This window comes from Nocardioides glacieisoli (assembly GCF_004137245.1).
GTDB lineage: Bacteria > Actinomycetota > Actinomycetes > Propionibacteriales > Nocardioidaceae > Nocardioides > Nocardioides glacieisoli.
Genome location: NZ_SDWS01000008.1, coordinates 128,367 through 147,970 on the forward strand (window position 1 = coordinate 128,367; position 19,604 = coordinate 147,970).

General features: G+C 72.1%; 22 protein-coding genes and 1 tRNA gene. 10 read left to right on the forward strand and 13 right to left on the reverse strand.

Going from position 1 to position 19,604, the window contains the following annotated elements; all coding sequences use genetic code 11:
- Nucleotides 1-88: 88 nt before the first annotated feature.
- Together EUA06_RS17140 and EUA06_RS17145 are read left to right on the forward strand one after the other, a co-directional pair.
- Nucleotides 89-175 (forward strand) — tRNA-Ser (locus EUA06_RS17140).
- A 69-nt stretch (nt 176-244) separates the two neighbouring features.
- Nucleotides 245-1,282: a zinc-binding dehydrogenase gene (locus EUA06_RS17145; protein WP_129478028.1), complete on the forward strand. Its 1,038-nt coding sequence runs from the start codon at nt 245-247 to the stop codon at nt 1,280-1,282.
- A 90-nt stretch (nt 1,283-1,372) separates the two neighbouring features.
- Here EUA06_RS17145 and EUA06_RS17150 read toward each other — a convergent pair whose 3' ends face one another.
- Nucleotides 1,373-1,846, reverse strand: coding sequence for an aminoacyl-tRNA deacylase (locus EUA06_RS17150; protein WP_129478030.1), 474 nt, complete (start codon nt 1,844-1,846; stop codon nt 1,373-1,375).
- Between the two features lie 60 nt (nt 1,847-1,906).
- Here EUA06_RS17150 and EUA06_RS17155 point away from each other — a divergent pair, with 60 nt between their 5' ends.
- The 3 genes from EUA06_RS17155 to EUA06_RS17165 are packed head-to-tail and all read left to right on the forward strand — an operon-like array spanning nt 1,907 to nt 5,929.
- A complete protein-coding gene (locus EUA06_RS17155) occupies nt 1,907-2,569 on the forward strand; it encodes a TetR/AcrR family transcriptional regulator (protein ID WP_165354429.1) in 663 nt (220 codons plus the stop codon).
- 50 nt (nt 2,570-2,619) lie between these two features.
- Nucleotides 2,620-5,115, forward strand: a complete 2,496-nt coding sequence (locus tag EUA06_RS17160) for an MMPL family transporter (protein ID WP_129478034.1) — start codon at nt 2,620-2,622, stop codon at nt 5,113-5,115.
- A gap of 43 nt (nt 5,116-5,158) precedes the next feature.
- The gene (locus EUA06_RS17165; protein ID WP_242498220.1) at nt 5,159-5,929 is read left to right on the forward strand and encodes an HAD-IIA family hydrolase; all 771 of its coding nucleotides are present in this window, start codon (nt 5,159-5,161) and stop codon (nt 5,927-5,929) included.
- An 8-nt stretch (nt 5,930-5,937) separates the two neighbouring features.
- Here EUA06_RS17165 and chrA read toward each other — a convergent pair whose 3' ends face one another.
- The 4 genes from chrA to EUA06_RS17185 form a co-directional block, all read right to left on the reverse strand.
- Nucleotides 5,938-7,302, reverse strand: a complete 1,365-nt coding sequence (chrA, locus tag EUA06_RS17170) for a chromate efflux transporter (RefSeq protein ID WP_242498211.1) — start codon at nt 7,300-7,302, stop codon at nt 5,938-5,940.
- A gap of 63 nt (nt 7,303-7,365) precedes the next feature.
- A complete protein-coding gene (locus EUA06_RS17175) occupies nt 7,366-7,608 on the reverse strand; it encodes a hypothetical protein (RefSeq protein WP_129478037.1) in 243 nt (80 codons plus the stop codon).
- Between the two features lie 217 nt (nt 7,609-7,825).
- Nucleotides 7,826-8,452, reverse strand: a complete 627-nt coding sequence (locus tag EUA06_RS17180; RefSeq protein WP_129478046.1) for a DUF2238 domain-containing protein — start codon at nt 8,450-8,452, stop codon at nt 7,826-7,828.
- A gap of 64 nt (nt 8,453-8,516) precedes the next feature.
- Entirely contained in the window at nt 8,517-9,416 is a 900-nt protein-coding gene (locus EUA06_RS17185) for a cation diffusion facilitator family transporter (RefSeq protein WP_129478048.1), read from the reverse strand.
- Between the two features lie 101 nt (nt 9,417-9,517).
- On the opposite strand from EUA06_RS17185, the gene EUA06_RS17190 reads away from it, so the two are divergent.
- Complete coding sequence (locus EUA06_RS17190) at nt 9,518-10,789, forward strand: MFS transporter (RefSeq protein WP_129478050.1); 1,272 nt, start codon at nt 9,518-9,520, stop codon at nt 10,787-10,789.
- Nucleotides 10,790-10,800: 11 nt separating this feature from the next.
- On the opposite strand, the gene EUA06_RS17195 is transcribed toward EUA06_RS17190, so the two are convergent.
- From EUA06_RS17195 to EUA06_RS17215, 5 genes are all read right to left on the reverse strand, one after another.
- Nucleotides 10,801-11,811, reverse strand: a complete 1,011-nt coding sequence (locus tag EUA06_RS17195) for an aldo/keto reductase family protein (RefSeq protein WP_129478052.1) — start codon at nt 11,809-11,811, stop codon at nt 10,801-10,803.
- Between the two features lie 9 nt (nt 11,812-11,820).
- Complete coding sequence (locus EUA06_RS17200) at nt 11,821-12,465, reverse strand: Pr6Pr family membrane protein (RefSeq protein WP_129478054.1); 645 nt, start codon at nt 12,463-12,465, stop codon at nt 11,821-11,823.
- A 38-nt stretch (nt 12,466-12,503) separates the two neighbouring features.
- Complete coding sequence (locus tag EUA06_RS17205; RefSeq protein ID WP_129478056.1) at nt 12,504-12,731, reverse strand: biotin/lipoyl-binding carrier protein; 228 nt, start codon at nt 12,729-12,731, stop codon at nt 12,504-12,506.
- 70 nt (nt 12,732-12,801) lie between these two features.
- Entirely contained in the window at nt 12,802-14,016 is a 1,215-nt protein-coding gene (locus tag EUA06_RS17210) for a hypothetical protein (RefSeq protein ID WP_129478057.1), read from the reverse strand.
- 11 nt (nt 14,017-14,027) lie between these two features.
- Nucleotides 14,028-14,795 (reverse strand): carbon-nitrogen hydrolase family protein, encoded by a 768-nt coding sequence (locus EUA06_RS17215; RefSeq protein WP_129478059.1) that lies wholly within the window; start codon nt 14,793-14,795, stop codon nt 14,028-14,030.
- 68 nt (nt 14,796-14,863) lie between these two features.
- Here EUA06_RS17215 and mobA point away from each other — a divergent pair, with 68 nt between their 5' ends.
- The 4 genes from mobA to EUA06_RS17235 all read left to right on the forward strand — a co-directional run bounded on the left by mobA (nt 14,864) and on the right by EUA06_RS17235 (nt 17,747).
- Complete coding sequence (gene mobA, locus EUA06_RS17220; RefSeq protein ID WP_129478061.1) at nt 14,864-15,433, forward strand: molybdenum cofactor guanylyltransferase; 570 nt, start codon at nt 14,864-14,866, stop codon at nt 15,431-15,433.
- 39 nt (nt 15,434-15,472) lie between these two features.
- Nucleotides 15,473-15,796: a DUF6457 domain-containing protein gene (locus tag EUA06_RS17225; RefSeq protein ID WP_129478063.1), complete on the forward strand. Its 324-nt coding sequence runs from the start codon at nt 15,473-15,475 to the stop codon at nt 15,794-15,796.
- Nucleotides 15,797-15,800: 4 nt separating this feature from the next.
- Nucleotides 15,801-16,769: an NAD(P)H-quinone oxidoreductase gene (locus tag EUA06_RS17230; protein WP_129478064.1), complete on the forward strand. Its 969-nt coding sequence runs from the start codon at nt 15,801-15,803 to the stop codon at nt 16,767-16,769.
- A gap of 321 nt (nt 16,770-17,090) precedes the next feature.
- Nucleotides 17,091-17,747 carry a bacterial proteasome activator family protein gene (locus tag EUA06_RS17235; RefSeq protein WP_129478066.1) on the forward strand — a complete coding sequence of 219 codons (657 nt, stop codon included), beginning with the start codon at nt 17,091-17,093 and terminating at the stop codon, nt 17,745-17,747.
- A gap of 151 nt (nt 17,748-17,898) precedes the next feature.
- Here the strand turns inward: EUA06_RS17235 and EUA06_RS17240 are convergent, their stop codons facing one another.
- From EUA06_RS17240 to EUA06_RS17250, 3 genes are read right to left on the reverse strand one after another with little or no spacing between them, the layout of a single operon-like run.
- Nucleotides 17,899-18,471, reverse strand: coding sequence for a hypothetical protein (locus tag EUA06_RS17240; protein ID WP_129478068.1), 573 nt, complete (start codon nt 18,469-18,471; stop codon nt 17,899-17,901).
- Nucleotides 18,472-18,481: 10 nt separating this feature from the next.
- Nucleotides 18,482-19,285, reverse strand: a complete 804-nt coding sequence (locus EUA06_RS17245; RefSeq protein WP_129478070.1) for a Cof-type HAD-IIB family hydrolase — start codon at nt 19,283-19,285, stop codon at nt 18,482-18,484.
- Complete coding sequence (locus tag EUA06_RS17250; RefSeq protein WP_129478072.1) at nt 19,282-19,602, reverse strand: DUF1905 domain-containing protein; 321 nt, start codon at nt 19,600-19,602, stop codon at nt 19,282-19,284. The genes EUA06_RS17245 and EUA06_RS17250 overlap by 4 nt, the downstream gene beginning before the upstream one ends.
- Nucleotides 19,603-19,604 lie beyond the last annotated feature (2 nt).

A 19,604-nucleotide genomic window follows, 5' to 3' on the forward strand; every position in this document is an offset into this window, starting at 1 on the left:
CTGGCCGTCCCTGACCACGGCACAGGCCCAGTTCGTGGACCCGACGCCGTTTTCTTCCTCGCCCGCGGCCTCCGGTATGGTCTCCGGCGGTGGCGTGTCCGAGCGGCCGAAGGTGCAACACTCGAAATGTTGTGTGGGGTCACACCCACCGTGGGTTCAAATCCCACCGCCACCGCCGACAGATCGGGTCGGTCCTACATGGGCCGGCCCGATCTTCGTCTGTCGGACCGGGCAGGATCGGGCCATGCGCGCCGTGGTCGTCGATGCCGTCCGTTCGCAGCCCGAGGTGCGGGAGGTGCCCGAGCCGTCGGCACCTGCGGGTGGCGTCGTCGTACGCGTCCTGGCGACGGGCGTGTGCCGCAGCGACTGGCACGCGTGGGCCGGGCACGACGACATCGCCTTCCCGCACGTGCCGGGCCACGAGCTGGCCGGCGAGGTGGTCGAGGTCGGCGACGGCGTCGAGAGGTGGCGCGTCGGCGACCGGGTGACCGTGCCGTTCGTGTGCGGCTGCGGTCGCTGCGAGTGGTGCCGGCAGGGGGACGCTCAGGTGTGCCCCGACCAGCACCAGCCCGGGTTCACGCACTGGGGCTCGTTCGCCGAGCTCGTCGCGCTGCACGCGGCCGACACCAACCTCGTCGCGGTGCCCGCCGAGGTCGAGATGGCCACGGCCGCGAGCCTGGGCTGCCGGTTCGCCACGGCCTACCGCGCCCTCGTCGCCCGGGCCCGCGTCGAGACCGGCGAGTGGGTGACGGTGGTCGGCTCCGGAGGCGTGGGGCTCAGCGCGGTGATGATCGCCAAGGCCGTGGGCGCGCGGGTCGTCGCAGTGGACCGCAACCCCGAGGCGCTCGCCGTCGCGGCCCGGCTCGGCTCCGACCACACGGTGCTCGCGGACGGCGTCGACGTGCCCGCCGCGGTCGCGGACCTCACCGGCGGGGGCAGCCACGTCGCGGTCGACGCGGTCGGCAGCGAGCAGACCTGCGCCGACGCGATCCTCGCCCTGCGGCGCCGCGGTCGGCTCGCCCAGGTCGGGCTGCTCCCGCCGGTCGACGGCCACCCGCGGGTCCCGATGGCGCGGGTCATCGGCTGGGAGCTCGACCTGCTCGGCAGCCACGGCATGGCCGCCGCCGACTATCCCGCGATGATGGCGCTGATCGAGGCAGGCGACCTGCGCCCGCAGCTCCTGGTCGAGCGGGTCATCGGCCTGGACGAGGCCGCCGCCCTGCTGCCGGTCTTCGACTCCGCGACCGTCGCCGGCATGACGATCGTCGACCCGACGACCTGACCTGAGCGGATCGACGGACCGAACGCTCAACCCAGCGTCCTGGCCGCGCTCAGGCGTCCGCCGACACGCGAGTTCGGTCCGTCGGCCCGCTCAGGCCGGGTCCGTGACGTCCGCGACCTGCGTGTCGAAGTGGCGTACGACGTCGTCGGCGGCGAGCGTCGCCGCGACGCCGTGGGCGCCGGCACCCAGCGAGATCGTGCGGCCGACGATCCTCTCGTCGGCGACGACCGGGAGCGGCGAGCGCGCACCGAAGGGCGTGATGGTGCCGCGTTCGTAGCCGGTCACCTCGCGGGCGGCGTCGGCGTCGGGCATCGAGATCCGGTTCACGCCGAGGAGGGCGCGGAGCTTGGGCCAGGAGATCTGGCGGTCGCCCGGCACGAGGACGAAGAGGTGGTCGCCCTCGCCGCGGCGTACGACCATCGTCTTCACGATCGCCGACGGCTCGACGCCGCGGGCGGCGGCCGCCTCTGCCAGCGAACCGACGCGGCCGTGGCGCGTGACCGTGTGCTCGATGCCGGACTCGGTCAGCGCGACGAGCGCTGGGGTGTGACTGTGGCCATCCACGCCGTCGAGCCTACGGCTCCGGATGAGGGAGTTATTTGCACTGAGTGCAACAATCGACTAGTGACCTCCCCCCGCCCGACCGACGGCCGCGGCGCTCTCCGCCTGCAGCGGCGCGACGCCATCGTCGACGCCGCGCGCAGCCTCGCTGCCGCGCACGGGTCCGACGGCTTCACCGTCGACCAGGTCGCACAGCTCGCAGAGGTGTCGCGACGCACCGTCTTCAACCACTTCGCCACGGTCGACGACCTGCTCGTCGCGGCGTGCCAGCAGATCCTGGCCGAGGCCACAGCCGCGATCCTCGAGCGCGTCGACGCCACGCTCGGCGGCCGGGTGGAGGGCGACGAGGCGGGAGGCCGGGCCGCTCTCGACGCGGTCGGTGAAGCGGCGCGCGGCGTCGACCTTCCGACGGCGATCACCACCATCCACCGCATGCTCGGCTGCCCCGAGCCCGAGGACGAGCGCGCCCAGCGCATCTCTCGCACGGCCTTCGACCACGTCGGCGGCCTGCTCCGCGAGCGGCTGCACCAACGCGCCCCCGGTCTCGACCCGGTCGACCTCGAGCTCGGGCTGGCCCTGCTCTTCGCCGGCATCGTCACCATCGCCGGGCTCTGGCTCGACGCCCACCCCGACCTGCCGACCACCGTGCCGGCCCGCGCCCGCCGCGACTGGGACGAACTGCTCGACCGGCTGCTGCTCCGGCTGCGGACCGGCACCGCCGGCTGACCCACTGACCCCCTTCTCCCCCGTCGTACCGAAAGGCCCGTTGAACCACCATGGCTGAGCTCCTCTACCGCATCGGTCGCTTCTCGACGCGCCGCCACTGGACCGTCATCGGTGCCTGGCTCGCGGTCCTCGTCCTCACAGGAGTGACGTACGCGTCGTTCGCCGGCGCGCTGTCGTCGTCGATCTCCCTGCCCGACACCCCGACCACGCGAGTCTCCGGCCAGCTAGAGCGCGACTTCGAGGGCACCGGCGGCGGCAACGGCACGATCGTCGTCGAGTCCACCGACGGCTCCGCGCTCACCGACGACCAGCAGCAGGACGCGCTCGACCTCTTCGACCGGATCGCCGCGGTCGACGGCGTCGACGAGGTGACCGACCCCTTCGCCACGCAGCAGCAGGTGGACGACGGCGCGGCGCGAGTGGCCGACGGCCGCGAACAGCTCAACAAGGGGTTGGCGAAGCTCACCGAGGCGCAGGGCCAGATCGACGGTGGCCGGACTGCCCTCGAGGAGCAGCGCCGGCAGGCGCGCGCCAACGGCACGCTGGCCGACGTCCGGGCGCAGCTCGACGACGCCGAGCAGCAGCTCGACGACGGCCAGGCCGAGGTCGACCGGCAGCGCGCGAAGGTCGACGAGGAGCTCCCGCAGCTCGAGCAGGGCGAGACCCTCACCCAGCTGTCGTCCGGCTACCGCACCGTCTCGGAGGACGGCTCCGCAGCCGTCGCCAACGTCGTCTTCGCCGTCGCGATCAACGAGGTGTCGGTCGAGACCAAGACCGCGATCGAGGACCTCCTCGCCGACGCCGACATCGACGGCGTCGCCCTCTACCCCTCGCAGGACATCGCCCAGACCGTGCCGTCGATCCTCGGTCCGGGCGAGGTCGCCGGCGTCGTCATCGCCGCGATCGTCCTGTTCCTCATGCTCGGCACCGTGATCGGCGCCTCCCTGCCCCTGGTCACCGCGCTGCTCGGGGTCGGGGTCGCGTCCCTGGCGTCGCTGTCGTTCTCCGGGCTCGTCGAGTTCGTGTCCGTCACGCCCGTGCTCGGCGTGATGCTGGGCCTCGCGGTCGGCATCGACTACTCGCTCTTCATCATCAACCGGCACCGGCGCCAGCTGAAGCAGGGCATCGCGCTCTCCGAGTCGATCGGCCTGGCCAACGGCACGTCCGGCAACGCCGTCGTCTTCGCCGGGGTCACGGTGATCGTGGCCCTGCTCGCGCTCAACGTCACCGGGGTCCCCTTCCTCGGCCTGATGGGGACCGTCGGCGCCGTCGCCGTGCTGGTCGCGATCCTGATGGCGATCACGCTGACCCCAGCGGTCCTGTCGCTGGTCGGTCCGCGGATCCTCAAGCGACGCGAGCGCAGTGAGATCGCCACCGGGACGACGTACGACGACCACGCGATCACGGCTCGCGACGAGCCGATGAGCAACGCCCGGGCGTGGACGGTGCTGGGCCTCGGCATCGTGGCCCTCCTCGTCGTCGCCGCGCCCGCGACCCAGATGCGGCTCGGCCTGCCCGACGGCTCGACGCAGCCCCCGGACTCCGCCGCCTACCAGGCCTACGAGGTCCAGGCGGAGAAGTTCGGCGACGGGTCCAACGGCCCGCTGCTGGTCGTGGCCGACCTGCCCGGGCCGGTCGCCGAGGACGAGGTCACGGCGGAGCAGGCCACGATCGGCGCGCAGCTCGGCCGGGCCTGGAACGTCGACGCGGTCGTGCCGATCGGCGCGTCGAAGGACCGGTCGGCGCTGGCCTTCCAGGTCGTCCCCGACGGCTCCCCGACGGACGAGTCGACCGCTGAGCTGGTGCAGAACCTGCGCTCGTCGACCCTCACCACGACGTCGGGCGGCGAGGCCACCCTCGGCGTCGCGGGCAACGCCAGCGCGGGCATCGACATCTCCGACCAGCTCTCGAGCGTGCTGCCGGTCTACCTCGTCCTGGTGGTCGGGCTCTCGATGCTCATCCTGGTGCTGGTCTTCCGGTCGATCCTGGTGCCGCTGACCGCCACGCTCGGTTTCGTCCTGTCGCTGCTGGCGGCGTTCGGCGGGATCACCGCGATCTTCCAGCTGGGCTTCCTGTCCGACCTGTTCGGGGTGCACGCGCCCGGGCCGGTGCTGAGCTTCCTGCCGATCATCGCGACGGGCATCCTCTTCGGCCTGGCGATGGACTACCAGCTCTTCCTGGTCTCCGGGATGCGCGAGGCGCACGCACATGGGGCACCTGCGCGGGTGGCCGTGCAGCACGGGCTGCGCGCCGGTCGGTCGGTCGTGACGGCGGCCGCGATCATCATGATCTCCGTCTTCGCGGGCTTCATCTTCTCCCACGACGCGACCATCAAGCCGATCGGCTTCGGGCTCGCCTTCGGGGTGCTCCTCGACGCCTTCGTCGTCCGGATGCTGCTCATCCCGGCCGCGATGCACCTGCTCGGCGAGTCGGCCTGGTGGCTGCCGAAGTGGCTCGACCGGATCCTTCCGGACGTCGACGTCGAGGGCGCCCGGCTCGAGCGGAGCCATGCGGCCCCCGGTGCGGGCGATCGTGCGGGAGGATGACCCCGTGAGCGAACAGCGACCCGTCCGCACCTGGCTGACCGACATGGACGGGGTCCTGGTCCGCGAGGAGGACCCGATCCCCGGGGCGAAGGAGTTCATCGCTGCCCTGCGCGAGCACGACATCCCGTTCCTGGTCCTCACCAACAACTCGATCTTCACCCCGCGCGACCTGCGCGTGCGGCTGCTGCGCAGCAGCGGGATCGACGTGCCGGAGGAGTCGATCTGGACGTCCGCACTGGCGACGGCGCAGTTCCTCGACGACCAGCGTCCGGAAGGATCGGCGTACGTCGTGGGCGAGGCGGGGCTGACCGCGGCGGTGCACGACATCGGCTACGTGATGACCGACCAGGACCCGGACTACGTCGTGCTCGGCGAGACCCGGACCTACTCCTTCGAGGCCATCACCAAGGCGATCCGGCTGATCAATGGCGGCGCGCGATTCATCGCGACGAACCCCGACCCTAGCGGCCCCAGCGCGCAGGGGATGCTGCCTGCGACCGGTTCGGTGGCGGCGCTGATCAGCACCGCGACCGGACGCCAGCCGTACTTCATCGGCAAGCCCAACCCGCTGATGATGCGCAGCGCGCTCAACCAGATCGAGGCGCACTCCGAGACCACGGTGATGATCGGCGACCGGATGGACACCGACATCATCAGCGGGCTCGAGGCCGGGATGCGCACGATCCTCGTCGCGACCGGCGCGACCGAACGCCACCAGGTGGAGAACTTCCCCTACCGCCCGACCCGCATCGTCGACTCGATCGCCGACGTGGTCCCGCTGGTCAGCGCGATGTACCTGCCGGACGAGGACTGAGCCCGGCCTCAGGCAGCCATCGCCAGGCCGAGCACGATCCCGGCGAGCGCACAGGCGCCGAGCGTGCGCAGCACCGACCACTTGCGCCAGAAGACCAGCGCGCACCCGAGCGCCGTGATCGCGAGCGACGCCCCGTCGATCGAGGTGAGGACCGGGAGCTCGAGGTCGAGCGGGCCCCGGGTGAGGGTGCGGGTCTCGTCGAAGAGGGTGTGCAGGGCGAAGAACACCGCGAGGCTCGCGATCACGCCGACGACGGCTGCGGTGATTCCGGCCAGCGCGGCGGTGAGGTCGCGGTTGCCGCGGAGGCGCTCGACGTACGGCGCACCGAGGAGGATGAAGAGGAAGCACGGGACGAACGTCACCCAGGTCGTCAGCAGCGCCGCCAGGACCGCGGCCACCCACGGGTCGAGGTCGCCGGGCGCGCGGTAGGCGCCGACGAACGCGACGAACTGCACCACCATCACGAGCGGGCCCGGCGTGGTCTCGGCGAGGGCGAGGCCGCGGACCATCTCGCCGGGAGCGAGCCAGCCGTAGACCTCGACCGCCTGCTGCGCGACGTAGGCCAGGACGGCGTACGCACCTCCGAAGGTGACCAGTGCGGCGCCGGAGAAGAAGAGGCCCTGGTCGACGAAGATGCTCGAGCGCCCGAGCAGCAGCGCGGCCGCCGCGACGGGCGCGAACCACGCGACCAGGCCGATCGCGAGGATCAGCCCGGCCCGGCGACCCGAGGGTCGCTCGGCGTGGAGCGCGTCGTCGCTGATCAGCGGGGGCGGGCCGTCGTCGACGGCTGCCTTCGGCGGTGCGGTCAGCGTCGGCAGCCGCCGGCCGAGCACCCAGCCGGCCACGGCGGCGACGAGCACGACGGCCGGGAACGGGACGGCGAAGACGGTGAGGGCGAGGAACGAGGCCACTGCGAGACCGACGAGGGCCGGGTGACCCAGGCCCTTGCGGCCGACGCGGACGACGGCCTGCACGACGATCGCGATGACCGCAGGCGCGAGGCCCAGGAAGAGCGACTCGACGAGCGTGGTGTCGCCGAAGGCGACGTAGATGCCGGACAGCACGAGGAGCGCGACGACACCGGGCAGGATGAAGAGGATGCCGGCGACGAGGGCACCGCGGACGCCGTTGAGCAGCCACCCGACGTAGGTTGCGAGCTGCTGGGCCTCGGGCCCGGGGAGCAGCGTGCAGTAGGACAGCGCGAAGAGGAACCGCTGCTGGCCGATCCAGCGCTTCTCGTCGACCAACGTGCGCTGCATGACGGCGATCTGGCCGGCGGGTCCGCCGAAGGTCTGCAGCGAGATCGCGAACCACGCCTTCGTCGCCTCCCGCAGGGGGATGACGTCGCGCATCGACTCCTGCGGTCCTGGCACAGGAGCACTCGACCGCGTCCGGTCCGGCAAAGTCAAGTCAACCGGTCGGGTTTGGCGGGTGGGTCAGGCGGCGCGGCTGGGAAGGAGCCGGCGCACCAGGCGGTGCAGCGAGCTCTCCTGCGGCGCGGACCGCTGCAGGGGCAGCAGGTGGGTCAGTCCCTCGCGCTCGGCCATCAGGAGGATCGCGTCGTCCTCGTAGCCCTGGGCGAGCTGCTCGGCGGTCGCGACGTCGTCGCGCTCGATGGCCTCGTTGACCTGGCTCGCGTAGTGGTCGTGCAGCTGGTTGAGCTCGTCGATCAGTCTCATGGGACTCTCCTTCGGTTGGTCCACTACATCCAGTGTGACGATGCAATTGGAACGATCCAAGTCCTGAGTCGTGTGAAGTCGGTCAAGTGGGGACCGTCCCTCGCCCCCGCCCGGGGTAGTCCAGTGGCGAATGGTCGTCTTCAGGGCGGAATGGCAGCGATTGCCCACTGGACTACGCGGGCCGGACAGCCGAAACCCACTGGAGTACGCCGTCGCGTCAGGGGGCGGCGAGCGGGGCCGGCTCGCGCAGGTGCCCGCGGCGCCAGGCACGGTGGATGACCAACGCCGCGAGCACGGCACCCGCGGTGCCGAGCGAGAGGTCGCCCAGGGTGTCGGCGTACGCGAACTCGCGCTCGGTCGAGCGGCTGAGGAACGCGAAGTACTCGGCCAGCTCCCACGCGATCGCCGCGGTGGCGCCGAAGGCGAGGCCGCGCTCGAGCACGCGTCCGAGGCCGACGGAGCTCGGCAGCGTCAGCAGGATGAAGGCCGCTGCGAGGAGGCCGGTGTTGACGAGGTGCATCCAGTCGTCGAACCACACGACCGTGTCGTAGAGGTCCAGCCGGTTGCCGAGGATGTCGGAGAAGCAGGTGATCGTGATGAGCAGGTCGGGCAACCACGGGAACGACATCCGATCGCGCCACAGCGTCCACCACAGCACCGGGATGGTGAAGGACACGAGCGGATAGCCGATGGCCCGCATGCCGGCGGCCTTGTCACGCAGGTTGGCCTGGTCGGGGTAGGCCACCGCGAAGACGAGGAGCAGCACGAGTGCGCCCTTCGCAAGGACGTTGGCGCTCTTCGCGAGCGTGGGCGTGAGGGGATGCTCGATCACTGCCTCGGACACGTGCACCTCATCCCCGCGCCCGGCTGCTCGAGCGCCCTCGGGCGCCAGTGTGTCAGCAGGTGGCTCACCACGTGGCTTCGCGGCACTCCCGCGCCGGGGTGACCTCGACCTGCAGCGTGGCGTGCTCGATGCCGTGCACCTCGCGCAGCGTCGACTGCGCACCGGCGAGCACCGCCTGCGGGTCGGCGCCGACGCCGGTCACCAAGTGCGCCGTGGCGACGTTCATCCCCGAGGTCAGCGTCCACGCATGCAGGTCGTGCACCTCCGCCACCCCGGGCACGCGCTCGAGGTCGCTGACGACGGCGTCGAGGTCGAGCCCCTCGGGCGCGTGCTGGCCGAGCACGGCGAGGACCTCGCGGCCCAGCAGGACCGCGCGGACCGCGACGAAGACACCGATCGCGACCGCGACCACCGTGTCCCACACCGCCGCTCCGGTGACGCTGACCAGGACACCGGCAGCGATGACGCCCACGCTCCCGGCGGTGTCGGCCATCACCTCGAGGTAGGCACCCTTGACGTTGATCGACTCCTGCGCGCCGCCGCGGAGGAGCGCGAGGCAGACGAGGTTGATCACGAGGCCGATGGCGCCGACGACCAGCAGCGGGCCGGACGACACGTCGACGTCCTCGCCGATCCGGCGTACGGCCTCGACGACGACGTAGGCACTGACGCCGAGCATGACGAGCACGGTGAAGCCCGACGCGAAGACCTCGGCGCGGTAGGAGCCGTACGTGCGGCGACCGGTGTCGTCACGGCGGGTGGCGATCTTCGTGGCGACCAGGGCCGCACCGAGGGCGACCACGTCCGCGGCCATGTGCCCCGCGTCGGAGATCAGCGCCAGCGAGCCGCTGACCACGCCGACCGCGAGCTCGACGCCGAAGAAGGCGGCGACGAGACCGAACGCGACGGCGAGGCGCCACCGGTGCCGACCGCCGGCGTGGCCGTGCGAGTGTCCGTGCCCCATCGGTCCTCCATCGGCGGCTGTCCCTCGATGGCCGATGATAGGCGCGGTCCAGTCCTCGCCCGCGGTTCGGCGGTGCGGCCACGGTCACCTAGCCTGCCGAGGTGGAGAGGCGACTGCTGGCGGACACCCGCCCGCTCGCCAACCCCCACTTCCGCCGCCTGTGGCTCGCCAACATCGTCACGGTCATCGGCGCGCAGCTGACCGTCGTGGCGGTGCCCGCGCAGATCTACGTGATGACCGGCTCGTCGGCGTACGTCGGCCTGACCGGCGTCTTCGGCCTCGTCCCGCTCGTGGTCTTCGGGCTGTGGGGCGGCGCGCTCGCGGACGCCTTCGACCGGCGGACCCTCCTGCTGATCACGACGATCGGACTGATCCTCACCTCTGCGGGCTTCTGGCTCCAGGCGGCGCTGGGTGCCGAGGACGTCTGGCTGCTGCTCACGCTCTTCGCCGTGCAGCAGGCGTTCTTCGCGGTGAACCAGCCGACGCGGTCCGCGCTGCTGCCCCGCCTGCTCGACCACGACCTGCTGCCCGCGGCCAACTCGCTCAACATGACCGTCATGCAGGCCGGCGGCATCGCCGGACCGCTGGTCGGTGGGGCGTTGATCCCGATCATCGGCTTCTCGTGGCTCTACCTGCTCGACACGATCACGCTCTTCGCGACCCTCGGCGCGGTCGTCGGGCTGCCCGCCCTTCCGGTGATGGGCGCCGCCGTGGCGCCCGGGCTGAAGGCGGTCGTCGACGGCTTCCGCTACCTGCGGACCCAGCCGGTGCTGATGATGTCCTTCGTCGTCGACATCATCGCGATGGTCTTCGGCATGCCCCGCGCGCTCTTCCCCGAGATGGCGGACGTGGACTTCGGCGGCCCGAGCGAGGGCGGCCTGGCCTTCGCACTGCTCTTCGCCGCGATCCCGCTCGGCGCGGTCGTCGGCGGCGTGCTGTCCGGCTGGGTCTCGCGCGTCGAGCGCCAGGGCCTCGCCGTGATCGTCGCGATCCTGGTGTGGGGCTTCGCGATGGTCGGCTTCGGCGTCGCGGCGATGCTGGCGTCGTACGCCCCTGCGCTGATGCTAGGCGTCGCGGTCCTCATGCTCGCGATCGGCGGCGCCGCCGACATGGCGTCCGCTGCCTTCCGTACGTCGATGCTGCAGTCCGCCGCTGCCGACGAGGTCCGCGGCCGGTTGCAGGGCATCTTCATCGTCGTCGTCGCCGGCGGCCCCCGCATCGCCGACGTCGCCCACGGGGCCACCGCGGCGGCCACGGGTGCGGCCGTCGCGGCGGCGGGAGGTGGCGTGCTGGTGGTCGTCGGCACCGTCGCCGCCGCCCTCGTCGTGCCGGCCTTCGTGCGCTACCGGGTCACGCGGGCGACGTACACCTGAGGCCCTGACTGTCAGACGACGCGCGACTTCGGCGTGTTCTCCGCGGTCAGCTTCGGGTCGCGGATGACGACCGAGCCGAGGGCGTCGTCGATGCGCTTCATCACGTCGTCGTCGAGCTTCACACCGGCGGCCTTGACGTTGTCGGCGACCTGCTCGGGCCGGGACGCCCCGACGAGGGCGGCGGCGACGTTGTCGTTCTGCAGCACCCAGGCGATGGCGAGCTGCGCCATCGTGATCCCGCAGTCGGCGGCGATCGGCTCGAGGTCCTGGACGGCGGTGAGGACGTCGTCCTTCATGAAGCGCGAGATCATGTCCGCGCCGCCCTTGCTGTCGGTGGCGCGCGAACCCTCCGGCGGGGCCTGGCCGGGCTTGTACTTGCCGGTCAGCACGCCCTGCGCGATCGGGCTCCACACGATCTGGGAGACGCCGAGCTCGCGGGACGCCGGGACGACCTCGTCCTCGATGACGCGCCAGAGCATCGAGTACTGCGGCTGGCTGGAGATCAGCTGGAAGCCGAGCTCCTTGGACAGCTCGACGCCCTGCCGGATCTGGTCGGCGGTCCACTCACTGACGCCGATGTAGAGCGCCTTGCCCTGGCGGACGACGTCGGCGAAGGCCTGCATCGTCTCCTCGAGCGGGGTCTCCGCGTCCCAGCGGTGGGCCTGGTAGAGGTCGACGTAGTCGGTCTGCAGCCGCTCCAGCGATCCGTCGATCGCCTCCATGATGTGCTTGCGGGACAGGCCGGTGTCGTTCTTGCCCTTGGGCCCGGTCGGCCAGTAGACCTTCGTGAAGATCTCCAGCGACTCGCGGCGCTCGCCCTTCAGCGCCTCGCCGAGGACGGTCTCCGCCGCCGTGTTGGCGTACACGTCCGCCGTGTCGAAGGTCGAGATGCCCTCGTCGAGGGCGGCGCGCACGCACTGCGTGGCGACGTCGTTCTCGACCTGGGAGCCGTGGGTGAGCCAGTTGCCGTAGGTGATCTCGGAGATCTTCAGTCCGCTGTTGCCGAGGTATCGGAATTCCATCTCCCCAACCTAGCGAGGGGCCGGTCGCAGCCTCCGGTCCAGCCATCCAGCCAATCCGAACAGGGCGACGAACAACGCCGTGATCCCGACGCACACGACGATCACCGAGCCCCAGCCCTTCTCGTCGGCATCCATGAAGGGGTAGGGCACCCAGCCGTCGATCTCAGCGAACACCAGCGTCCACGCGGTCCACACGATCGGGAAGCCCAGTGCGTACGCCACCTCGCGCCCGGTGATGCGCGGGCGGGGTCCGGCCCAGGCCCAGGCCGCGACGGCCAGGACCGGCACGACCATGTGCAGGAACTTGTCGGCCACCCAGTCGGCGCCGTCGAGGTGGAGCAGCGGTCGCAGCAGGAAGAAGTGCACGAGTCCGGTGACGGTGATGCCGACGAGCCCGGCGAGCCGGACGACCCGCCACCACTGCTGGTTGGCCGCCGGGTCACGCGCAAGCACCGTCGACGCGACCGCGACGAGCAGGTTGCTGTCGATGGTGAAGTAGGCGAAGAAGCGGTAGATGCGCTCCGCGAGACCCGGCGGGTCCTCCTCGACCAGGACGGCCGAGCCCTGGACCACGAGGACCAGCTGGAACACCACCGCAAACCAGGCGACGACCGCCACGACCAGGTGCACGCGCCGGGCGCGCTCGGGAGTCATGGCAGGAGCGTAGGGGTCGGCCCCCCGCCGGGGGAGGCTCAGTCCAGCACGACCAGGACGTCGCCGTCCTGCACCACGTCACCGACCGTCACCTTGATGGCGGTGACCGTCCCCGCCCGCTCGGCGAGCATCGGGATCTCCATCTTCATCGACTCCAGCAGCACCACGGTGTCACCGGCCTCGACGCGGTCGCCCTCGGCGACCTCGATCGTCAGCACGTTGGCGACGAGCTCGGACACGATCTCGAGGGAGGTGTTGCGGGCCATGCGCCCGACGCTAGCGGTTACCCGGGCGTACCCGCTGATCGCTGCACCTCAGAGCTGCACCTCATCCGCCTCACAGCTCGGCGAGACGGCTCGGCTCCGGACGGTGCGGCCCGGCCTCCTCGGCACGGCGGGCACCGCGGCCCTTCGGCCCGGTGAGCGCCAGGTCGACCCGGATGACGAGATAGCCGATGAGCAGGCCCAGGACGAGGGAGTACGCCACCCGCAGGCCGGCCTCGGCATAGGAGCTGTCCGCCGCCATCAGGCCCGACGCGATCGGCACGGTGGCGGCGACGCCGAAGGCGCACACCCACCACCCCTGGCGGCGACGGGCCCGGACGTGGGTGCCCCAGACGAGGGCCGGGATGCCCAGCAGCACGACGAGCGGGCGCGGGAACGCACCGATCCGCTCGGAGGTCTCGTCGGCGAAGTCGAGCACCGACGAGACGAAGGTCTGGGCGCCGTAGCGACGCAGCAGCTCGGCGTACGCCAGGGTCGCGACGAGGACGGCCAGCCCGATCGCGACGATGAAGAGGCCGCGGCGGCCGAGGCCGTGGAGGCCGGCGCCGAGCCGGTAGACGATCGTGAACACGAGCCCCAGCGCCAGCAGCAGCGCCGCGATGTCGAAGCGCTCCGTGGCGACCGTGGGCTCGAAACCGACGGCCGCGAAGGCGGTCACGGCCGCGACGAGGGTGGCGACGAGGGTCTCGCGAACGGCCTTCAGCCAGGTGATCGCCGGCACCGTCACCATCACGGCGTACACGCTGCCGACGACGCAGGTCATCACGGCCGCGCCGGTGGGCAGCACCCGACCGCCGACGAGCAGGCTCGCGACGCCGAGCGCGAGCGCGAGGCCGGCCGAGATCAGCGCACGTCCTGCGGTGCGTGTCGCGAGGAGCCAGGACAGGGCGGTCACCACGGCGACCGCCCCGACGCCGTCGAGCCAGCCCGGGAGCGTGAAGCCCTCGACCGTCGGCTCGTGGCCCAGGATCCCGGTCACCGCGGAGGCGCCGAGTGCCACGGCGCCGACCAGCAGCACCGCGAACCAGAAGACCAGCAGCACCTTGCGCGGACCCTCGGGCGGCGCCACCGCCTCCGGCGAGGCCACCTCGAGCGGCTCGGCGGGCGTGCTCGGCTCGACCTGATCGGCCGGCTCGACCGGCTCCTGCTGGGATGGCGGTGACGTCGGCTCGGCCTCTCGGCGCCGGCGCAGCCGCGACGGCGGTCGCTCCGCGGCCCGCTTGCCGCGGGCGGACCCGCGGGGGCTGTCGGAGGAGGGGGTCGGCACGTCGGAGGAGGTTACAGCCGTCGGTTGGCCAGGGAGGGGTTGGTACGACGGGTCGCGTCGAGGTCGCCGCGGTCGAGGACTGCCTCGAACGTCGCCTCGCCGCCGGCCGCCTCGCCGAGCACCTCGCCCATCGGGCCGTAGATCGCCGAGTGGCCGCAGTAGCGCGGCTCGGGCTGGGCGGCGCCGACCACGAAGCAGGTGTTCTCGATCGCGCGGGCCGCGAGCAGCGTGCGCCAGTGCGCGACCTTGCGGTCGCCCGGCAGCCAGGCGGCCGGCACGACGATCACGTCCGCGCCGGCGTCCACGAGCCGCCGCGCGAGCTCGGGGAAGCGCAGGTCGTAGCAGGTCATCAGGCCAACCTGCCATCGCGCGACCTCGACGACGACGGGCTCGGTCGCGCCGCCGGTGATGCGGTCGGACTCCCGGTAGCCGAACGAGTCGTAGAGGTGGATCTTGCGGTACGTCGCCGTGCTGCCGCCTGCGGCGACGAGGGTGTTGAAGGGCCGGGCGGGATCGTCGGCGACCTCGAACATCCCGGCGACCGCGGTGCACGAGGCGGCGTCCGCCGTCCGGGCCAGCTCGCCGGCGAACGGCCCGTCGACCGCCTCGGCGAACTCGCTGACGTCCGAGCCTGCCTCCCCGAAGTCGCGCGCGAACGCCTCCGGGAAGACCACCAGATCGGCGCCGGGCGTGACGCCCTCGGCGAGGCGGGCCCGGTTGGCGGCGGGGTCCAGCCCGCTCGCCCACTGGTGCACGCGGATCCGCAGCTGGTCACCCATGTGACCCAGCCTAGGGCCCTGCATCGGAGGCTGTGAGCCTCGAAACCTCGGACTGGGAGGATGGCCCCATGGACGAGCGGGCAGGCGGCTTCTGCGGCGTGGTGCTCGCAGGCGGGACGGCCGCGCGGATGGACGGCATCGACAAGGCAGCCGTCGAGCTGCACGGCCGCACGCTGCTCGAGCTCGCATTGGATGCGTTCCTCGACGCCGACGAGGTCGTGGTGGTCGCTCCGGTGAGCGTGCCGACACAACGACCCGTCACCTTCGTCTGCGAGGACCCACCGCGCGGCGGCCCGGTCGCCGGGCTCCTGACCGGGGTCGACGCCCTGCTGCGAAGCCCGGCGCTGATCGGCGTCGTCGCCGTGGACATGCCGAGGATGACTCCCGCGACGTGGCGACGGTTGCGGGATGCGGCGGCCGGCCGGGACGGGGCGTTCCTCGTCGGCGGCGACGGACGGCGACAGCTGGCCGGTGTGCTCGACGCGGCCCGGCTCGACGGCGTACGACCGGGGTTGGAGGAGCAGCACGGCATGGCCCTGCACCGGCTGCTGGCGCCGCTGGACCTCGCCGTGGTGCCGGCGATCGGCGACGAGGCGGTCGACATCGACTCGTGGGCAGACCTGCGCGACCTCGCGTAGTCCTTGCCGGGCGCCGGGTCGGTGCGAGAGATTGGGTCCGTGAACCTCCACGACTGGATCGACGAGCTCGCCGACGTGCTCGACGTCGAGACCGAGCTGGACGAGGCGCTGATCCTCGACCTGGCCCGGGTGGCAGCGCACGAGGTGCAGAAGACGGCGGCGCCGATCACGACGTACCTCCTCGGCTTCGCGGCGGGCGCCGGTGACCTCGACCCCGAGAAGGTCGAGCGGCTGGCGGCCAGGGCGCAGGCCCTCGCGGAGAACTGGGACCGCCCGGCCGACGCGCCCGACCCCGACGACGTCGACGACGACGTGCCCGACGACTCGACGGTCGACCACTCCACCGACCGCTACGAGGACTGAGCCCTTGCGCGCAGTCGTCGCTGCCGGAACCGGCGGCCCCGAGGTCCTGTCCGTGGGCGAGGTCGACGCGCCGCGCGCGGGTGCCGGCGAGGTCGTCATCGAGGTCGTCGCGACGGCCGTGAACCGCGCCGACACCCTGCAGCGGCAGGGGTTCTACCCGCCGCCGCCCGGCGCCACCGACACGATCGGCCTCGAGTGCAGCGGCCGGATCGCCGAGCTCGGCGACGGGGTCACGGGCTGGTCGGTCGGCGACGAGGTGTGCGCGCTGCTCGCGGGTGGTGGGTACGCCGCCCGCGTGGCGGTGCCGGTCGGCCAGGTCATGCCGGTGCCGGGCGGCGTCTCCCTCGTCGAGGCGGCCTGCCTGCCCGAGGTCGCGGCGACCGTGTGGTCCAACGTCTTCATGACCGCGCACCTGCAGAAGGGCGAGCGGTTCCTCGTCCACGGCGGGGCGGGCGGGATCGGCACGATGGCGATCCAGCTGGCCACCGCGCGCGGTGCGGAGGTGTTCACGACCGCCGGGTCGCCGGAGAAGCTCGAGCTGTGCCGCTCGCTCGGTGCCGCCCACGCGATCGACTACCACGACGAGGACTTCGTCGAGGTGCTCCAGGACGCCGGCGGGGCCGACGTCATCCTCGACAACATGGGTGCGAAGTACCTCGGCCGCAACGTCACCGCGCTCGCCACCGCCGGTCGGCTCGTGATCATCGGGATGCAGGGAGGAGCGAAGGGCGAGCTCGACATCAACGCCCTCCTCCGCAAGCGCGCATCGGTCACCGCGACCTCCCTGCGAGCACGACCGGTCCCGGAGAAGGCGGCCATCTGCTGCGGTGTCGTCGAGAACGTCTGGCCCCTCGTCGCCTCGGGCGCGATCCGGCCGATCGTCGAGACGACGATGCCCCTCGAGGACGTCGCCCGCGCCCACCAGCTGATGGAGGACGGGTCGCACTCCGGGAAGATCGTGCTGACCCTCTGACCCCTCCTCGAGCGGTGGTCCACCCACGTTCCGCGGACGTGGACTGTGGCCCCACCACCGCTCACCCGCGTGTCGGCGTACGACTCGCTCCCGAGCGGTGGTCCACCCACACTCCCCGGACTATGAATGTGTCTCCACCACCGCTGGACGGCGGTGTGTGAAGGGGATCGTTCGGCGGCCGGATCCTCCTCAGCCACCGCTCGTACGGCGCGCCGCGACCGCCACGCCCGCGGGCGGTGCGTGAGGAGCAATCCGGGCCATCGCAATGCTCCTCACACACCGCTCCGGCGGGCTCGGGCGCCCCGAACTAGGGTTTGTGGCATGACCGAGCAGCAGCAGCCCGAGCCCACCGACACCCAGGCCGGAGGAGGGGGCGAGGACGTGGTCGTCGTCGTCGGCCCCGACGGCCAGCCGATCGGCACGATCCCCGCGAGCGCGCTTCCCGAGATGAACCAGGACTCCGGGGACGGCGAGGAGGGCGACGGCCAGCGCCACATCACCGAGCTGGTGGAGCAGCCCGCGAAGGTGATGCGGATCGGCAGCATGATCCGCCAGCTCCTCGAGGAGGTGAAGGCGGCGCCCCTCGATGAGGCCAGCCGCCAGCGCCTCAAGGAGATCCACGCGGCCTCGATCAAGGAGCTCGAGACGGGCCTCGCGCCGGAGCTGGTCGAGGAGCTCGACCGGCTCACGCTGCCCTTCACCGAGGACGGCACGCCGTCCGAGGGCGAGCTCCGGATCGCGCAGGCCCAGCTCGTCGGCTGGCTCGAGGGGCTCTTCCACGGCATCCAGACCGCGATCTACGCCCAGCAGGTCGCCTCCCGCGCCCAGCTCGAGCAGATCCGCCGCGCCCTCCCGATGGGCCAGGGCGGCCAGCACGGTCAGCACGATCAGGGACAGCCGGTCGGGATGCCGAACATGCCTGGCGACGAGCAGCCGCAGGACGAGTCCAACGGCCCCGCCAACGGCATGTACCTCTGACCCGTTGACATAGTCCGCATCGATCGTCTGGCGACGGGGCCGTCGCACCGAGAACTTTGATGCGGACTACCCCGCCCGACCCCGGTAGTCCCGATCAACTGGGTCGCCGCGAGCTCCACTGGGCGGCCCGAATGATGGGGACTATCGGTAGTCAGGAGCGGGCGAGGCGGCGTACGACGAGCAGGCCGAGGAGGCCGACCAGCACGGCCGCGGCGCCCGGTGCCGCAGCCCGGGCGAAGCCCGCCGGGGCGGCGTCCTCCACCAGGGTCCGCTGGGCGGTCGGCGGCGGGGGCGGCTCGACCGCGGTGCCCGCGCCGAGGATGCCCTCCACCTTGTCGACCTTCGCCGGGTTGGCGACGCTGGTGCCACCGCAGGCGTCGGCGGCGTACGGCGTCGCGGTGCCGCTCGCGAAGAAGACGTAGCTCGTTCCGACACCGAGCTCGCCCAGGCCGCACGCGTCGCGGCCGCCGGCCGAGAGCACCTGCGTCTCGCGCTCGGGGGTGCCCTGGTAGGCGCGGGAGGCGGTGATCTCGTAGAGGAAGCCGTTGCCCTGCGCCTCGACCCGGTCGATGGTGCCCACGAAGATGAGGTCCGCCTGGGCGATCTGCTTCTCGAGCCCTGCCTGCTTGCAGGTGCAGTCGGCGGCCGCCGGCGCGCTGACCGTGACGACCAGCCCCACGCACGCCACCAGCAGCGCGGCGGCAAGGCGGACGGCTCGCAACATGGCGGACACCCTAGCGAGAGAGCCCGAAGAGGTCGGCCAGCACCACCGCGACTCCGTCCTCGTCGTTGCCGGGCGCGAGGTGGTCGGCGAGGTCGCGCACGGACCCGTGCGCGTTGGCCATCGCGTAGGACGTGCCCGCCCACTCGAGCATCGGGAGGTCGTTGGGCATGTCGCCGAACGCCACCACGTCCCGGGGTCCCAGCCCCATCTCGGCGGCCACGGCGGCGAGGGTCGTGGCCTTCGTGACACCGGCGGCGCTCATCTCCACCAGCGTCCCGGTCGACGACCAGGTCGTGACCACGAGCTCGCCAAGGGCGCTCGCGACCCGTTCCCAGTACGGCTCGGGCAGGTGGTCCTCGTGGCGTGCGAGCAGCTTGACGACATCGCCGTCGACGAGGTCCTCCAGGGGAGCGGTCGGCACGTCCGGCACCCGGTTGACCGTCAGTCGGGGCATGAAGTCGGGCTCGCGGGCGAAGCCGGTGGTCTTCTCGAGCGCGAAGACCGTCCCGGGGAGCTCGCTGCGCAGGAGCGAGGCGACCTCGACCAGCACGTCGGGCGCGATCGTCCGGGCGGTCCGCACCTCGCGGCGCGCGACGTCGTACACGATGCCGCCGTTGCTGCAGATCGCCAGGCCGTGCCCGCCGACGTCGGCCCACAGCTCCCCCATCCAGCGGATCGGGCGACCCGTGGTGAAGACGACGGGCACGCCGAGGCCGTCGAGCTCGTCGAGCACCTCACGCGTGCGGGCCGTGACCGTCCCGTCGGAGTGGAGGAGGGTCCCGTCGAGGTCGGTCGCGACCAGACGGGGCGTCACGGCCCGTCCCGCAGCGACAGGGTCACCGTCAGCTCGTCGCCCTCGCCGATGCCGGCAGCGGCCCGGACGGCCTTCTTCACCGGCAGGACGAAGCAGCCGGACCCGGAGTCGGGGAAGACGCTCGTGTCCCACGCCTGCCCGGCCGCCTCGACGTGCACCCGTACGGACCCGAAGCCGCGTGGCTCGCCCGCCAGGTGTCGCACGTCCTCGGACACCTCCGGCGGCAGGGTCACGAAGCTCCACGCCCCCGCATCGTCCGACTTCTCACGCGCCGTCCAGCGCCACAGCGACGCGGTGAAGCTGAACGAGTCCGCCACGG